We start from the raw sequence: 17,140 nt of genomic DNA, 5'->3' as shown, positions 1-17,140 counted from the left end.
CTTTGTCCTTTTTTACGTCCTAAAACAGAAAACGTCATTTCTTCACGCTATACCTGGCGCTAAGTACATTTCCAGGTAACGGGGATGTAGTGTAGAATGCGGCGTTTTCGCACTGAAAAACGTCAGGCTAAGAACAGCGGCCTCCAGGAATTCGTAAGGCATAATTATTTAACTATATGAAGAACATACGTAACTTTTCGATCATTGCTCACATTGACCACGGTAAGTCGACGCTGTCTGACCGTATTATCCAGATTTGCGGTGGCCTGTCTGATCGTGAAATGGAAGCCCAGGTTCTGGACTCCATGGACCTGGAACGCGAACGCGGTATCACCATCAAAGCGCAGAGCGTTACGCTTGATTACAAAGCGGCTGATGGCGAAATCTACCAGCTGAACTTTATCGACACCCCAGGCCACGTTGACTTCTCCTATGAAGTTTCACGCTCGCTGGCGGCCTGTGAAGGCGCGCTGCTGGTTGTGGATGCCGGGCAGGGCGTTGAAGCCCAGACCCTGGCAAACTGCTACACCGCGATGGAAATGGATCTCGAGGTTGTGCCGGTTCTGAACAAAATTGACCTGCCAGCTGCCGATCCCGAGCGCGTAGCGGAAGAGATTGAAGATATTGTCGGCATCGACGCGACCGATGCGGTGCGCTGCTCCGCTAAAACGGGCGTGGGCGTGACCGACGTGCTGGAACGCCTGGTGCGTGATATCCCGGCACCAGAAGGTGACCCGGATGCCCCGCTGCAGGCGCTGATCATCGACTCCTGGTTTGATAACTACCTGGGCGTTGTCTCGCTGGTGCGTATTAAAAACGGCACCATGCGTAAAGGCGACAAAATCAAGGTAATGAGTACTGGCCAGGTTTACAACGCTGACCGTCTGGGTATCTTCACGCCAAAACAGGTTGACCGTACCGAGCTGAAATGTGGCGAAGTAGGCTGGCTGGTCTGCGCCATTAAAGACATCCTCGGCGCGCCAGTGGGTGATACCCTGACCGGTGCACGTAACCCGGCAGACAAAGCGCTGCCAGGCTTTAAAAAGGTTAAACCGCAGGTTTACGCGGGTCTGTTCCCGGTCAGCTCTGACGACTATGAAAACTTCCGCGATGCGCTCGGCAAGCTGAGCCTCAACGATGCTTCCCTGTTCTATGAACCAGAAAGCTCCACGGCGCTGGGCTTCGGCTTCCGCTGCGGCTTCCTTGGTCTGCTGCACATGGAGATCATCCAGGAGCGTCTGGAGCGTGAATACGATCTGGATCTGATCACCACGGCACCGACCGTTGTGTACGAAGTGCAGACCACCAACAAAGAGATCGTCTACGTCGATAGCCCGTCCAAGCTGCCGCCGCTGAACAATATCGAAGAACTGCGCGAGCCCATTGCAGAGTGTCATATGCTGCTGCCGCAGGAGTTCCTGGGTAACGTTATTACGCTGTGTATTGAGAAGCGTGGCGTACAGACCAACATGGTTTACCACGGTAATCAGGTTGCGCTGACGTACGAAATCCCTATGGCGGAAGTGGTCCTCGACTTCTTCGATCGTCTGAAGTCTACCTCTCGTGGCTATGCGTCACTGGATTACAACTTCAAACGCTTCCAGGCATCTAACATGGTGCGTGTGGACGTGCTGATCAATGGCGAGCGTGTGGATGCGCTGGCACTCATCACTCACAACGACAATGCGCCATACCGTGGCCGTGAGCTGGTTGAGAAGATGAAAGAGCTGATCCCGCGTCAGCAGTTTGATATCGCGATTCAGGCCGCCATCGGTAACCACATTATTGCCCGTTCTACTGTGAAACAGCTGCGTAAAAACGTTCTGGCGAAATGCTACGGCGGTGACGTCAGCCGTAAGAAAAAGCTGCTGCAAAAACAGAAAGAAGGTAAGAAGCGTATGAAGCAGGTCGGTAACGTCGAACTGCCGCAGGAAGCATTCCTTGCCATCCTTCATGTTGGTAAAGACGGCAAATAACCCTAAGGAGTTGGCATGGCGAACATGTTTGCCCTGATTCTGGTCATTGCTACCCTGGTGACAGGTTTGTTGTGGTGTCTGGATAAGTTTATTTTCGCCCCAAAACGCCATGAACGTCAGGCTGCCGCACAGGCAGCCACTGGCGATGGGCTGGACGCGAAAACCCTGAAGAAAGTCGGCCCGAAACCGGGCTGGCTGGAAACCGGGGCATCGGTATTTCCGGTGCTGGCGATTGTGCTGGTTGTCCGCTCGTTTATTTACGAGCCGTTCCAGATCCCGTCTGGTTCAATGATGCCAACGCTGCTGATTGGCGATTTTATTCTGGTTGAGAAGTTTGCCTACGGGATTAAAGATCCGATCTACCAGAAAACGCTGATCGAAACCGGTCATCCGAAACGTGGCGACATTGTGGTGTTTAAATACCCGGAAGATCCGCGTCTGGATTACATCAAGCGTGCAGTGGGTCTGCCGGGTGATAAAGTCACCTACGATCCGGTGGCGAAAGAAGTTACCGTTCAGCCTGGCTGCAGCTCCGGTACCGCGTGTGAAAACGCGCTGCCAATCACTTACTCAAACGTTGAGCCAAGTGATTTTGTGCAGACCTTTGCTCGCCGTAACGGCGGTGAAGCGACCAGCGGTTTCTTCCAGGTGCCCAAAGGCGAGACCAAAGAGGACGGTATTCGCCTGGTTGAACGTAAAGAGACGCTGGGTGATGTGACCCACCGTATCCTCACCGTGCCAATCGCGCAGGATCAAGTGGGGATGTACTACCGGCAGCCGGGCCAACAGCTGGCCAGTTGGATCGTACCACCGGGACACTACTTCATGATGGGTGATAACCGCGATAATTCCGCGGACAGCCGTTACTGGGGCTTTGTGCCGGAAGCGAATCTGGTAGGTAAAGCGACCGCTATCTGGATGAGTTTTGAGAAGCAGGAAGGCGAATGGCCGACCGGCGTTCGCCTGAATCGTATCGGCGGGATCCATTAATTCTCATTAAATGAACGCGTAGCCGCGTTAATTAGCGGCTACGTGAATTATTTCAGCGATAAATCTCTTTGGACTAACGACATCCCCTGTCGTTGTGTATAGAATATTCCCCCGAAGTTTAAGGTTGGCCCTGCAAGGGTGCCACGGCACACGAAACCGCGTTGGTCTTCTCAGGTCGGTTTCGTGTGCTGCATTTTTGACGCATTCATTTACTGGTATCGCATGAACCCCATCGTAATTAATCGGCTTCAACGGAAGCTGGGCTACACTTTTCATCATCAGGAGTTGTTGCAACAGGCATTAACCCACCGCAGTGCCAGCAGCAAGCATAATGAGCGCCTCGAGTTCCTGGGTGACTCTATTTTAAGTTTCGTGATCGCGAATGCGCTTTATCACCGTTTCCCACGTGTGGACGAAGGTGATATGAGCCGCATGCGCGCGACGCTGGTTCGGGGTAATACCCTGGCGGAAATCGCTCGTGAATTTGAACTGGGCGAATGTCTGCGACTTGGGCCGGGTGAACTGAAAAGCGGCGGCTTCCGTCGTGAATCTATTCTTGCCGACACGGTCGAAGCATTAATTGGTGGTGTGTTCCTGGACAGCGATATTCAGACCGTAGAAAAGCTGATCCTTAACTGGTATCAAACCCGTCTGGACGAAATCAGTCCGGGCGATAAACAAAAAGATCCGAAAACGCGTCTGCAGGAATATTTGCAGGGTCGCCACCTCCCGCTGCCATCCTATCTGGTGGTGCAGGTGCGGGGCGAAGCGCACGATCAGGAATTTACCATCCATTGCCAGGTCAGTGGCCTGAGTGAACCGGTGGTCGGCACAGGTTCTAGCCGTCGTAAGGCTGAACAGGCTGCCGCCGAACAGGCGTTAAAAATGCTGGAGCTGGAATGAGCGAAGAAAAAACGTATTGCGGGTTTATTGCCATCGTCGGACGTCCGAACGTTGGCAAATCTACCCTGTTGAATAATCTGCTTGGGCAGAAAATTTCCATTACTTCCCGTAAGGCGCAGACCACGCGTCACCGCATCGTCGGTATCCACACGGAAGGCGCCTATCAGGCGATCTACGTTGATACCCCGGGCCTGCACATGGAAGAGAAGCGCGCCATCAACCGCCTGATGAACAAGGCGGCGAGCAGCTCGATTGGCGACGTAGAGCTGGTGATTTTCGTGGTGGAAGGCACCCGCTGGACGCCTGACGACGAAATGGTGCTGAACAAACTGCGCGACGGTAAAACGCCGGTGATCCTTGCGGTCAACAAAGTGGACAACGTGCAGGAAAAAGCCGATCTGCTGCCGCACCTGCAGTGGCTGGGAAGCCAGATGAACTTCCTTGATATCGTCCCGCTGTCTGCCGAGACCGGTCTGAACGTCGATACTATCGCAGGCATCGTGCGCAAACATCTGCCGGAAGCGATTCATCACTTCCCGGAAGATTACATCACCGATCGTTCTCAGCGCTTTATGGCCTCTGAGATCATCCGTGAAAAACTGATGCGTTTCCTTGGCGCGGAACTGCCGTACTCCGTAACGGTTGAGATTGAACGTTTTCAGACCAACGAACGCGGCGGCTATGACATCAACGGCCTGATCCTCGTTGAGCGCGAAGGGCAGAAGAAGATGGTGATCGGCAACAAAGGTGCCAAGATCAAAACCATCGGCATTGAAGCGCGCAGAGACATGCAGGACATGTTTGAAGCCCCGGTTCACCTTGAACTGTGGGTGAAGGTGAAATCAGGCTGGGCCGATGATGAGCGTGCATTGCGCAGCCTCGGTTACGGCGACGACGTCTAAGACTGAACATCGTGGATGGATGGCAGCGTGCCTTTGTCCTCCATAGCCGTCCGTGGAGCGAGACCAGCCTTATGCTGGACGTTTTCACGGAAGAGTCGGGCCGTGTGCGCCTTGTTGCTAAAGGCGCACGTTCCAAACGCTCCGGCCTGAAGGGCGCCTTACAGCCTTTCACTCCGCTGCTGGTACGCTTCGGCGGGCGTGGGGAAGTCAAAACCCTGCGCAGTGCCGAAGCCGTCTCTCTGGCGCTCCCCCTTTCTGGTATCACGCTGTACAGCGGTCTCTATGTCAACGAACTCATCTCACGTGTTCTGGAGCATGAGACTCGCTTCTCTGAACTTTTCTTTGATTACCTGCACTGTATCCAGGCGCTGGCCGGCGCTACCGGTACGCCCGAACCTGCCCTGCGTCGTTTTGAACTGGCGCTGCTTGGACACCTGGGCTACGGGGTCGATTTTTTGCATTGTGCAGGGAGCGGAGACGAGGTAGAGGATGCGATGACCTATCGCTACCGTGAAGAAAAAGGCTTTATCGCCAGCGTCGTGATAGATAACAGCACTTTTACCGGGCGACAGCTTAGAGCGCTGTATGCGCGCGAGTTTCCCGATCAGGATACCCTTCGCGCAGCAAAACGCTTTACCCGGATTGCGCTCAAGCCGTATCTTGGCGGCAAGCCCTTAAAGAGCCGCGAATTGTTCAGGCAGTTTATGCCGAAACGTTAACGTATCAGACCCTCGCTCCAGCCCTCTCACTGAGGGAGAGGGAGGCAGGGACACGAACTAAAATACCGAGGATTGTCATGGCTGAATTACTGTTAGGCGTCAACATTGATCACATCGCCACGCTGCGTAATGCACGCGGCACGGCTTATCCCGATCCGGTTCAGGCGGCGTTCATCGCTGAGCAGGCTGGCGCCGATGGCATTACCGTTCACCTGCGTGAAGACCGCCGTCATATTACCGACCGCGATGTGCGTATTCTGCGTCAGACGCTGGACACCCGCATGAACCTGGAGATGGCGGTCACGGAAGAGATGCTGACGATTGCCTGCGAGACGAAGCCGCATTTCTGCTGCCTGGTACCGGAAAAACGTCAGGAAGTGACCACCGAGGGGGGCCTGGACGTGGCGGGTCAACGCGACAAAATGCGTGATGCCTGCAAGCGTCTGGCTGAGGCAGGTATCCTGGTCTCTCTGTTCATCGACGCCGATGTAGCACAGATCAAAGCGGCTGCCGAAGTGGGCGCGCCCTATATTGAAATTCATACCGGCTGTTACGCTGATGCGAAAGACGAAACTACTCAGGCCAAAGAGCTGGAGCGTATCGCCAATGCGGCCACCTATGCCGCGAGCCTGGGTCTGAAAGTTAACGCCGGGCATGGCCTGACCTACCATAACGTCAAGGCTATTGCAGCCCTGCCAGAAATGCATGAGCTGAATATCGGCCACGCTATTATTGGCCGTGCGGTAATGAGTGGCCTGAAAGAGGCGGTCTCAGAAATGAAACGCCTGATGCTGGAAGCGCGTCAGTAATGGCTATTCTGGGCTTAGGCACCGATATCGTTGAAATAGCCCGCATTGAAGCGGTGATCGCCCGTAGCGGCGATCGCCTGGCACGACGCGTGTTGAGCGATAACGAATGGGCCATCTGGGAGACGCATCAGCAGCCGGTACGTTTTCTGGCCAAGCGCTTTGCCGTCAAAGAGGCGGCAGCCAAAGCCTTCGGCACCGGTATTCGTAACGGTCTGGCGTTTAACCAGTTTGAAGTGTTTAACGATGAGCTGGGTAAACCGCGCCTGCGTTTATGGGGTGAGGCGCAAACGCTGGCAGAGAAACTCGGCGTAAATCACATGCATGTGACGCTCGCCGATGAACGCCACTACGCCTGCGCGACGGTGATTATCGAAAGTTAAAGTTTGTCCGCGTGATGCAGCAGGACAAACTTATCCCAAAGCTGCTCTTCACTCTCGACGTGTGCCGGATCCTTCAGGATGGTATTGGGGATTGGGCACACTTTCTGACAGGTCGGCGTTTCGTAGTGGCCGATGCATTCAGTGCAGCGGTCGCTGTTAATCTCATAAATGCTCTCGCCCATCGAAATCGCCTGGTTCGGGCATTCCGGTTCGCACATATCGCAATTGATGCATTTTTTGGTGATTAACAACGCCATCAGGAAATTCTCAGAAACAACACAAACAGGGCGGGCATTATACGCTCATTACCTGTTCAAACCAGTTTTTTTACCAGCTCTTCACTGTGCCGGATACGCTCTGGCGCGTGCTCCAGATCCTGTTGCACCAGGGCCATAAACAGCAGGTCGGTCAACATCATTTGCGCACTTGTCGAGGAGATCGCCGCGCTGCGCGTGGCCTGCTCTTCCGCGATAGTATATAAACAGCGCGTAGCCCGCTGCTGCAGCGCGTTGGGAGTAAACCCGGTGATGGCCAGAATCTTACCGCCTACGCGTAAGGCTTCATCGGTAGCCATATTGATCTCGCGGCGTTCGCCGGAATAGGAGATCGCCAGCAGCAGATCGTTAGCATCCATCGCCTGCACGGTCGCCAGCAGGGCGTGCATATCCTGCTCGACAATGGCGTTGTAACCTATTTTTGTCAGCTTCCAGCCAAAGTTACGTGCCACCAGTCCGGACGCGCCTATCCCGGTCAAAATAATACGTCGCGCTGCACGCAGCATCGCCACGCTTTCCAGTAATTTTTCTTCGGTATTCACATCAAGGGTGGCATGCATGGCCGCGACATTCTCTTTGATGAGCTTCTCTCCCACCAGACGCATCGGGTCATCGCCACGAATCTGATTATGCACCGGCATCGACTGCGGGTTGGGGTTACTCACCAGCGCTTCGCTAATCGCCAGCTTGAGAGCCGGGAAGCCTTTAAAGCCAATCTTCTGGGCAAATTTCACCACGCTCGACTGACTCACTCCGGCCTCACTCGCCAGCTGCTGCGAGCTGAGATGGCGGGCATGGTCGGGCTGAGAGAGCAGAAAATCCGCCAGCTTTTTGTCGCTTTGAGCAAAGCCTGCATAACGCTGGCGAATGCGAATTAAACAGTTCATAGGTTCTCCTGGCGAAATTGTGATTGTCTGCGCAAATACGAATTTTGCTCGCCTGAATGAATTTTATATTCCATTATAGTGAGATTATTATGAATTAAAAATTCTTGAGGTACAAAAGATGAATCTTGGCTCACTTGTTTCTGAAACGCGTAACCCACAAACCATGGATCTGGATGCGCTCAGCACCCTGGAGCTGGTTAACCGTTTTAATCAACAGGATACGCTGGTCGCGCAGGCAGTGAAAGAGACATTACCCGAGGTGGCGAAAGCTGTCGATGCGGCAGCGGAAGCACTGAAGGCCGGTGGTCGCATTATCTACATGGGCGCCGGAACCAGCGGGCGTCTTGGTGTGCTGGATGCCTCTGAATGCCCGCCAACGTTTGGTGTGCCGCACGGTCTGGTGGTCGGGTTGATTGCTGGCGGCCCTGGCGCGCTGCTGAAAGCCGTGGAAGGAGCGGAAGACAACAAACAGCTCGGTGAGGATGACCTGAAGGGGCTAAATCTGACCGCTCAGGATCTGGTTGTTGGGCTGGCGGCTTCCGGGCGTACGCCGTACGTTATCGGCGGTCTGGAGTATGCCAACAAGACGGGCTGCACCACGGTGGCGATTTCCTGTAATCCTGGCTCGCCGATTGCGCAGGTCGCTGCTATCGCTATCTCTCCGGTTGTCGGCCCGGAAGCGTTAACCGGCTCTACGCGTCTGAAATCCGGCACCGCGCAAAAGCTGGTGCTCAACATGATCTCCACTGGCGCGATGGTGAAGTTTGGCAAGGTTTATCAGAACCTGATGGTGGATATGCAAGCGACCAACATCAAGCTGGTGGACAGAGCCTGCCGTATGGTCATGGAGGCGACGGGAGCAAGCCGCGAAGAGGCGGAAGCAGTACTGAAACAAACCGATCACGATGTTAAACCGGCCATTCTGATGATCCTGAGCGGACTGGACGCTGCGGCCGCCAGAGCAAGGCTCAATGCCCATAACGGGTTCTTACGGGCGGCATTAGAAAACTAACAGAGGCGTGTATGGACAAAACAGCAGCGCTCGCCAGCGATATCCTGCAGGGGATCGGTGGGGAAAAAAATATTCAGCGTCTGGAAAACTGCATGACGCGCGTGCGTGTCGAGGTGCATAACGACGAGCAGCTTGATGTGCCGCGTCTGAAGCAGCTTTCCGGCGTGAGTGGTTACGTTAAACAGGGGCAACAGCACCAGCTGATTGTCGGGCCGGGAAAGGCGGCGCAGGTTGTGGATGCCATGCGTGCGCTGATGGTCGGCGGCGAGAGCGTGGCGATCGACGACGTCGAACGTACGAAGGCGCAGGCAAAGGCCCGATACAAAGCCCCCATGAGCGATGCGCTGCGACAACTGGCCAACGTCTTTATTCCGCTGATCCCGGCGTTTATTGCCTCTGGCTTAATCACCGGGATCATCAATATTCTTAAGCGTCCGGATATCGTAGGGGACTTCGCGACCCAGTATCCTAATTTATTAGGCATTCTCGGTATTTTCGGCAGCGCCGTGTTTGCCATCATGAACATTCTGGTGGGGGTCAACACCGCGAAGGTCTTTGGCGGCTCGCTGGCCATGGGCGGGGTGATGGCAGGTATTCTGTCCAGCCCACAACTGGCGCAGATAACCCTGTTTGGTGAGGCGCTCCAGCCTGGCCGCGGCGGGGTGATAGCCGTGCTGCTGGTGGTCATCCTGATGTGCTGGATCGAGAAGAAACTGCGCACTCTCCTGCCTGGATCAATTGAGCTGATCCTCAATCCACTGTTAACGACGTTAATCACCGGCAGCGTGGCTATTGTGGCGTTGCAACCGCTGGGGGGCTGGATCTCTGAGGCCATCGCCCATGGCGCATCGCTGGCTATCGATCGCGGCGGTCTGTTAGTGGGGGCCGTGCTGTCAGGCACCTTCTTGCCGCTGGTACTGACCGGTCTGCATCAGGGGCTGGTGCCGATCCACGTCGAGCTGGTGCAGGCGCACGGTTACAACGCGCTGCTGCCCATCCTGTCGATGGCTGGCGTGGGGCAGGTCGGGGCGGCGATTGCCGTACTGATGAAAACCCGCAACGCGCGGCTGAAAAAAGTGATCAAAGGTGCGTTGCCGGTCGGATTACTCGGAATTGGCGAGCCGCTGATTTTCGGCGTCACGCTGCCGCTGGGGAGACCGTTCCTCGGTGCTTGCCTGGGAGGGGCGGTAGGCGGAGCGCTGATCAGCTACTGGAAAGTGGCAACGGTGATCACCTTCGGGATCTCCGGGCTGCCGCTGGCGCTCACCATCGTGACCGGAAAAGTTATGCTCTATCTGTTAGGCTATCTGGTAGCGGTGATCGCCGGGTTCCTGTTTACCTGGCTGTTAGGATTCAACGATCCAGAGGAGTAAGGTTTGGCAAATCACGAGCGTCGCGTTGTTTTTTTCGACCTGGACGGTACGCTGCATCAGCAGGATATGTTTGGTACGTTTATGCGCTACCTGCTGCGGCGTCAGCCTTTGAATGCGCTGCTCGTATTACCTCTCTTACCCGTAATTGGCATTGCGCTGCTGCTAAAAGGTCGGGCAGCGCGCTGGCCAATGAGCCTGTTGCTCTGGGGCTGTACCTTTGGACGCAGCGAAGCGCGGCTTAAACAGCTTCAGCAGGACTTTGTGCACTGGTTTCGCGGGCATGTGACCGCGTTTCCGGTTGTTCAGGCAAGGCTCACCAGCTATCTCGACGCGAACGATGCCGACATCTGGTTGATTACCGGATCCCCGCAAGCGCTGGTGGAACAGGTCTATTATGATACCCCGTGGCTGCCGCGGGTGAATCTTATCGCCACGCAAATTACCCGCGGGTACGGTGGATGGGTACTGACCATGCGCTGCCTGGGACATGAAAAGGTGGTGCAACTGGAGAAGCGAATCGGTACGCCACTGCGTCTTTACAGCGGCTACAGCGACAGCAAGCAGGACAACCCGCTGCTCTATTTTTGCCAGCATCGCTGGCGCGTCACGCCCGCAGGCGAACTTCAGCAACTCGAATAGTCTTATCTATAGCGGGTGTGTATAATGCCGCCCGCTTTTAGACTGGAGTATCAACCGTTGTGCAACCCTGAACGCGATCATGAATACTGGATGCGCCATGCGCTTACGCTTGCCCAGCGCGCCTGGGACGAGGGGGAAGTGCCCGTGGGTGCTGTGCTTGTCCACAATAACCAGGTGATAGGGGAAGGGTGGAACCGCCCGATTGGCCGTCACGATCCGACTGCGCACGCTGAAATCATGGCTCTTCGTCAGGGCGGGATGGTGCTGCAAAACTATCGTCTGCTTGATACCACGCTGTATGTCACGCTTGAGCCGTGCGTTATGTGTTCCGGCGCGATGGTGCATAGCCGTATCGGCACGCTGGTCTTTGGCGCGCGGGATGAAAAAACCGGAGCGGCCGGTTCGCTGATGGACGTACTGGGACACCCGGGAATGAACCACCAGGTGCAGACTATCGGTGGGGTACTTGCACCAGAGTGTGCGGGGCTATTAAGTGATTTCTTTCGAATGCGCCGTCAGCAGAAAAAGCAACAAAAGGCAGAATTGAAGTTGTCGGGCGAGTAAGTTCGTCCGGTGCCACCACCGGATAACTCTGGGCCAGCTGATTTGCCTCTGCCGCCTCTTTTTCCTTCTCCAGCAGATAACCCACCAGGCTAATCTGATATTTACGGATATTTTCCACGTAGGCGTAGGCTTCATGCCCGCGTGCGTAACCGTAGGTCAGCTTGTTGTACCACGGCTTCTGGCTCAACAGCGGCAGGCGCTGTTTTACGTCTGACCAGCTGTCCGGGTTACCTTTCGTTTTCGCCGTCAGCGCGCGCGCGTCAAGCATGTGCGCATAACCCATGTTGTAGGCTGCCAGCGCAAACCAGATCCGTTCCTCTTCAGGCACCGTCTCCGGCACTTTGCCCATCATGTCCTGCAGATACCGTGCGCCGCCGCTGATGCTCTGTTCTGCATCGGTACGGTCAGTCAGCCCAAGGCTCTGAGCGGTATTTTTAGTGAGCATCATTAAGCCGCGAACGCCAGTGGGCGAGGTGGCCTGAGTATCCCAGTGGGATTCCTGATAAGAGATCGCTGCCAGTAATCGCCAGTCGATCTCCTGGGCATACTTTTCAAATAACGGCTGCAGGTCTGGCAGCACGCTATCGACCGCGCGCAAGAAGCTTCGGGTGTCGACGTAATCAAAATCGTCACCGTGGCCGAGGTATTTCTCTTCCAGACGCGCCAGCGTACCGTCTTCATTGATGGTGTTGAAGAAATCGAGCATCGCCGCAGAGAGGGTCTGATCGTCATCAAGCTGGCTAAACCAGGTCACCGGCTGTTCGTCTGTCACGTCCAGCGCCACCGCGATTTCGGGGTGCACGCGCTGGAAAAGGCTGATCGCGACCGAATCAGCGATGGTGTAGGGCAGTTTTTTATCTTTTACCTGGTCCAGCAGTTCAGTCGTACCGAGCTTAGGATCAACCGTCCAGCTCAGGTCCGGGAATTTCTTCTCCTTGAGCTCACGCAGATCGTCAATCACGACGTGGCCCGGGGCGATGGTCAACTGTTGTGCATTAATCGCCGCCAGCGTTCGCGGGCGCTGGCTCCCTACCCGGTAGACCAGCTGTTGCGAAACGGAGTAGTAGGTTGGGCCTGGCTGATAGTTCTTGCTGCGCTCGCTGTTGTACACCAGCCCGGCCGCAAGGATATCGGCGTCGTTGTTATCCAGGTCATCAAACAGCTGGCTGATATTCTGACGGACGGTAATTTTGAGCTTCACGCCAAGATAGTCGGCAAACTGCTGCGCCAGTTCATAATCCAGGCCAATCGTTTTGCCGTTAATGTCGCTGTAAATCAGCGGCGAGTTGAGGGTACTGACGCGCAATTCCCCCCGCTCCTGTATGGCGGCGATACGGTTTTCGGCTTTACCGAACCAGGGGATGGAAGGCCAGAGGGCCACTGCCAGCAGCAACGTTACAATGCCGATGAGCAGATAATTAATCTTTAATTTTTTCAATTAGTTAATTCTCTGCGACGCCGGGTGCCTCAGTATGCTGTAGCCATGTTAAGAATAAGGTTTGCCATTGAATGAGCGGCATTTTGCGTAAAGTTACGCCACTTGGCAACAAATTAGAGAGAGAGGTCACATCTATTGTTAAACGTAAACGTTGATTTTATTTCGACGCAAACGGTTTCGTCGACGCTCAGGATTCTCTATAATGACGCCCGTTTTCCCCCCTTGCGCACACTGTAAGCGCCCCGGCGCTTCGAAGACGAGAGACTTATGATGGAAATTCTGCGTGGTTCGCCTGCACTGTCTGCCTTCCGTATCAATAAACTGCTGGCACGTTTTCAGGCAGCCGACCTTCCGGTAAGCAATATTTACGCTGAGTATGTCCATTTTGCTGACCTGAATGCACCCCTGAATGCAGAGGAGCGAGTACAGCTGGAACGCCTGCTCAAATATGGTCCAAGCCTGAGCAGCCATACGCCAACCGGCAAACTGATCCTTGCGACGCCTCGTCCAGGCACCATCTCCCCCTGGTCTTCCAAAGCCACCGACATCGCCCACAACTGTGGTCTGAACCAGATTAACCGTCTGGAGCGCGGCGTGGCGTACTACGTTGAAGCCTCTACCCTGACCGATGCGCAGTGGCAAACCGTTGCCGCTGAGCTGCACGACCGCATGATGGAGAGTGTCTTTGCCTCTCTGGACGATGCGCAGAAACTCTTCTCCCACCATCAGCCTGCGCCGGTACAGAGCGTCGATTTGCTGGGGCAGGGCCGTCAGGCGCTGATTGACGCCAACCTGCGTCTCGGTCTGGCACTGGCAGAAGACGAAATTGACTACCTGCAGGATGCGTTTGTTAAGCTGAACCGCAACCCGAACGACATCGAACTTTACATGTTCGCTCAGGCAAACTCTGAGCACTGCCGTCACAAGATTTTCAACGCCGACTGGATTATCGACGGTGAAGAGCAGCCGAAGTCGCTGTTCAAAATGATCAAAAACACCATGGAAAAAACGCCTGACCACGTGCTGTCTGCCTACAAAGACAACGCCGCGGTGATGGAAGGTTCTGACGTGGGCCGCTTCTTCGCCGATCGCGAAGCAGGGCGCTATGATTTCCATCAGGAGCCGGCGCATATCCTGATGAAAGTCGAAACGCATAACCACCCGACGGCGATCTCGCCGTGGCCGGGTGCGGCGACCGGGTCTGGCGGGGAAATCCGCGACGAAGGCGCAACCGGACGGGGTGCTAAACCAAAAGCCGGTCTGGTCGGTTTCTCCGTCTCCAACCTGCGCATCCCGGGCTTTGAACAGCCGTGGGAAGAAGATTTCGGCAAGCCGGAACGTATTGTGACTGCGCTGGATATCATGACCGAAGGCCCACTGGGCGGGGCGGCGTTCAACAATGAATTTGGACGTCCTGCGCTGAACGGTTACTTCCGTACCTACGAAGAGAAAGTGGAGAGCCACAACGGCGAAGAGCTGCGCGGCTATCACAAACCGATCATGCTGGCTGGCGGGATCGGTAACATTCGCGCCGATCACGTGCAAAAAGGCGAGATCGTAGTTGGTGCGAAGCTGATCGTTCTGGGTGGCCCGGCAATGAACATCGGCCTGGGCGGCGGGGCTGCCTCCTCTATGACCTCCGGTCAGTCTGATGCAGATCTCGATTTTGCATCCGTACAGCGTGATAACCCGGAGATGGAACGCCGTTGCCAGGAGGTCATTGACCGCTGCTGGCAGTTGGGTGATGCCAACCCCATCCTCTTTATTCACGACGTAGGCGCGGGCGGTCTGTCCAACGCCATGCCGGAGCTGGTCAGTGACGGTGGTCGTGGCGGTCGTTTCAACCTGCGCGACATCCTGAGTGATGAGCCAGGCATGAGTCCGCTGGAAATCTGGTGTAACGAATCCCAGGAACGTTATGTTCTGGCCATCGCTGCCGATCAGTTGCCGCTGTTTGACGAGCTGTGCCGCCGCGAGCGTGCCCCGTATGCCGTCATCGGTGAAGCGACCGAAGAGCTGCACCTGTCCCTGAGCGACACCCATTTCGACAACCAGCCGATCGATCTGCCGCTGGACGTGTTGCTCGGTAAAACGCCGAAGATGACCCGCGACGTTGAGACCCGTAAAGCAGCTGGCAAAGCGCTGGATCGTCAGGGCATTACCGTGGCTGACGCGGTCAATCGCGTTCTGCACCTGCCGGCCGTGGCGGAGAAAACCTTCCTGGTCACCATCGGCGACCGTACCGTGACCGGTATGGTGTCGCGCGATCAGATGGTTGGCCCGTGGCAGATCCCGGTGGCTAACTGTGCCGTCACCACCGCGAGTCTCGACAGCTACTACGGTGAAGCGATGGCGCTGGGCGAACGTACCCCGGTCGCTCTGCTGGACTTCGCCGCGTCTGCTCGCCTTGCCGTTGGTGAAGCACTGACCAACATTGCCGCAACGCAGATTGGCGACATTAAACGTATCAAACTTTCCGCGAACTGGATGGCCGCAGCGGGCCACCCGGGCGAAGATGCGGGCCTGTATGAAGCCGTGAAGGCGGTAGGTGAGGAGCTCTGCCCGGCACTTGGCCTGACCATTCCGGTGGGTAAAGACTCCATGTCGATGAAGACCCGCTGGCAGGAGGGTAACGAGCAGCGCGAGATGACCTCTCCGCTGTCGCTGATCATCTCCGCGTTTGCCCGCGTAGAAGACGTGCGCCATACCGTGACGCCACAGCTGGTGACTGAAGATAACGCCCTGCTGCTGATTGACCTGGGTAAAGGCCATAACGCGCTGGGAGCGACCGCGCTGGCGCAGGTTTATCGTCAGCTGGGTGATAAGCCGGCAGATGTGCGTGATGTGGCGCAGTTAAAAGGTTTCTACGACGCCATCCAGGCCCTGGTGGCACAGCGTAAACTGCTGGCCTACCACGACCGTTCCGACGGCGGCCTGCTGGTTACTCTGGCTGAGATGGCCTTCACCGGCCACTGCGGTGTCGAAGCGAACATCGCGACGCTGGGCGAGGATCGTCTGGCGGCGCTGTTTAACGAAGAACTGGGCGCGGTGATTCAGGTGCGTGCCGCAGATCGTGACGCGGTTGAAAGCGTACTGGCTCAGCACGGCCTGGCAGACTGCGTGCATTATCTGGGTAAAGCCGTGCAGGGCGACCGCTTTGTCATTGAAGCGGATGGCCACGCGGTGTTCAGCGAGAGCCGTTCTACACTGCGTATGTGGTGGGCTGAAACCACCTGGCAGATGCAGCGCCTGCGTGACAACCCGGAGTGTGCCGATCAGGAACACAACGCGAAGGCTAACGACAACGATCCTGGCCTGAACGTGAAGCTCTCCTTCGACATCAACGAAGATATCGCCGCGCCGTACATTGCGACCGGCGCGCGTCCGAAAGTGGCCGTACTGCGTGAGCAGGGCGTCAACTCCCACGTTGAGATGGCTGCTGCCTTCTACCGTGCGGGTTTTGATGCCATCGACGTTCACATGAGCGACCTGCTGGCCGGGCGTACCGGTCTGGAAGATTTCCAGGCGCTGGTCGCCTGCGGTGGTTTCTCTTACGGCGACGTGCTGGGTGCAGGTGAGGGTTGGGCGAAGTCCATCCTCTTCAACAGCCGTGTCCGCGACGAGTTTGAAACCTTCTTCCACCGTCCGCAAACGCTGGCGCTGGGCGTATGTAATGGTTGCCAGATGATGTCCAACCTGCGCGAGCTGATCCCCGGTAGCGAAGCCTGGCCGCGCTTTGTGCGTAACCAGTCTGACCGCTTTGAAGCGCGTTTCAGCCTCGTGGAAGTGACCCAAAGCCCGTCTCTGCTGCTGCAGGGCATGGTAGGGTCGCAGATGCCCATCGCCGTTTCCCATGGCGAAGGCCAGGTTGAAGTGCGCGATGCAGCTCATCTGGCTCAGCTTGAAAGCAAAGGCCTGGTGGCGCTGCGCTTTGTCGATAACTTCGGCAAGGTGACAGAATCCTACCCGGCTAACCCGAACGGTTCGGTGAACGGTATCACTGCGGTGACCAGCGAAAGCGGTCGTGCGACCATTATGATGCCGCACCCGGAACGTGTGTTCCGTACCGTGAGCAACTCCTGGCACCCGGAAAACTGGGGCGAGGACAGCCCGTGGATGCGTATCTTCCGTAATGCGCGTAAACAGCTAGGTTAAGCGTACCGCTACTCCCACAGCAGGCCCGGTAAGCGAAAACGCCACCGGGCTTTTTTGTGCCTGTCGCAAAACCGCGACAATCCGCTATTCGTGGTGTCTCCAAAAGGAGACATTTAAC

At 56.1% G+C, this 17,140-nt stretch carries 15 protein-coding genes; 12 read left to right on the top strand and 3 right to left on the bottom strand.

Going from position 1 to position 17,140, the window contains the following annotated elements:
• Positions 1-176 precede the first annotated feature (176 nt).
• The 7 genes from lepA to acpS all read left to right on the top strand — a co-directional run bounded on the left by lepA (position 177) and on the right by acpS (position 6,679).
• Entirely contained in the window at positions 177-1,976 is a 1,800-nt protein-coding gene (gene lepA, locus ACMGG3_RS12720) for a translation elongation factor 4 (RefSeq protein WP_014171216.1), read from the top strand.
• 15 nt (positions 1,977-1,991) lie between these two features.
• Complete coding sequence (lepB, locus tag ACMGG3_RS12715; RefSeq protein ID WP_014171215.1) at positions 1,992-2,966, top strand: signal peptidase I; 975 nt, start codon at positions 1,992-1,994, stop codon at positions 2,964-2,966.
• Between the two features lie 222 nt (positions 2,967-3,188).
• On the top strand, positions 3,189-3,869 hold the full coding sequence (gene rnc, locus ACMGG3_RS12710) for a ribonuclease III (protein WP_003860711.1): 681 nt from the start codon (positions 3,189-3,191) through the stop codon (positions 3,867-3,869).
• Positions 3,866-4,771: a GTPase Era gene (gene era / locus ACMGG3_RS12705; protein WP_014171212.1), complete on the top strand. Its 906-nt coding sequence runs from the start codon at positions 3,866-3,868 to the stop codon at positions 4,769-4,771. Before rnc ends, era begins: the two co-directional genes overlap by 4 nt.
• 11 nt (positions 4,772-4,782) lie before the next feature.
• A complete protein-coding gene (gene recO / locus ACMGG3_RS12700; RefSeq protein WP_014171211.1) occupies positions 4,783-5,490 on the top strand; it encodes a DNA repair protein RecO in 708 nt (235 codons plus the stop codon).
• Positions 5,491-5,567: 77 nt separating this feature from the next.
• Positions 5,568-6,299, top strand: coding sequence for a pyridoxine 5'-phosphate synthase (gene pdxJ, locus ACMGG3_RS12695; protein ID WP_014171210.1), 732 nt, complete (start codon positions 5,568-5,570; stop codon positions 6,297-6,299).
• Positions 6,299-6,679, top strand: coding sequence for a holo-ACP synthase (gene acpS, locus ACMGG3_RS12690; RefSeq protein WP_014171209.1), 381 nt, complete (start codon positions 6,299-6,301; stop codon positions 6,677-6,679). Before pdxJ ends, acpS begins: the two co-directional genes overlap by 1 nt.
• Here acpS and ACMGG3_RS12685 read toward each other — a convergent pair.
• Complete coding sequence (locus tag ACMGG3_RS12685; RefSeq protein WP_020883006.1) at positions 6,676-6,936, bottom strand: YfhL family 4Fe-4S dicluster ferredoxin; 261 nt, start codon at positions 6,934-6,936, stop codon at positions 6,676-6,678. The genes acpS and ACMGG3_RS12685 overlap by 4 nt on opposite strands.
• 56 nt (positions 6,937-6,992) lie before the next feature.
• Entirely contained in the window at positions 6,993-7,841 is an 849-nt protein-coding gene (locus ACMGG3_RS12680) for a MurR/RpiR family transcriptional regulator (RefSeq protein ID WP_014171207.1), read from the bottom strand.
• Between the two features lie 118 nt (positions 7,842-7,959).
• On the opposite strand from ACMGG3_RS12680, the gene murQ reads away from it, so the two are divergent.
• From murQ to tadA, 4 genes are read left to right on the top strand one after another with little or no spacing between them, the layout of a single operon-like run.
• Positions 7,960-8,853 carry an N-acetylmuramic acid 6-phosphate etherase gene (murQ, locus tag ACMGG3_RS12675; RefSeq protein ID WP_228176508.1) on the top strand — a complete coding sequence of 298 codons (894 nt, stop codon included), beginning with the start codon at positions 7,960-7,962 and terminating at the stop codon, positions 8,851-8,853.
• 11 nt (positions 8,854-8,864) lie between these two features.
• A complete protein-coding gene (locus ACMGG3_RS12670) occupies positions 8,865-10,226 on the top strand; it encodes a PTS transporter subunit EIIC (RefSeq protein ID WP_333096846.1) in 1,362 nt (453 codons plus the stop codon).
• 3 nt (positions 10,227-10,229) lie between these two features.
• The gene (gene yfhb, locus ACMGG3_RS12665) at positions 10,230-10,865 is read left to right on the top strand and encodes a phosphatidylglycerophosphatase C (protein ID WP_020883009.1); all 636 of its coding nucleotides are present in this window, start codon (positions 10,230-10,232) and stop codon (positions 10,863-10,865) included.
• 24 nt (positions 10,866-10,889) lie between these two features.
• Positions 10,890-11,429 (top strand): tRNA adenosine(34) deaminase TadA, encoded by a 540-nt coding sequence (gene tadA, locus ACMGG3_RS12660; protein ID WP_020883010.1) that lies wholly within the window; start codon positions 10,890-10,892, stop codon positions 11,427-11,429.
• Here the strand turns inward: tadA and mltF are convergent.
• Entirely contained in the window at positions 11,317-12,867 is a 1,551-nt protein-coding gene (gene mltF, locus ACMGG3_RS12655) for a membrane-bound lytic murein transglycosylase MltF (protein ID WP_257805470.1), read from the bottom strand. The genes tadA and mltF overlap by 113 nt on opposite strands.
• Before the next feature lie 267 nt (positions 12,868-13,134).
• Here mltF and purL point away from each other — a divergent pair, with 267 nt between their 5' ends.
• A complete protein-coding gene (purL, locus tag ACMGG3_RS12650) occupies positions 13,135-17,022 on the top strand; it encodes a phosphoribosylformylglycinamidine synthase (RefSeq protein ID WP_047743092.1) in 3,888 nt (1,295 codons plus the stop codon).
• The last annotated feature ends 118 nt before the right edge of the window (positions 17,023-17,140 follow it).

The sequence above is a fragment of the Enterobacter sp. BNK-18 genome, assembly GCF_047456135.1.
In the GTDB taxonomy this organism is placed as follows: Bacteria; Pseudomonadota; Gammaproteobacteria; order Enterobacterales; family Enterobacteriaceae; genus Enterobacter; species Enterobacter ludwigii.
The sequence above is the reverse complement of the archived record's forward strand: the minus strand, read 5'-3'. Positions and strand labels throughout refer to the sequence as shown.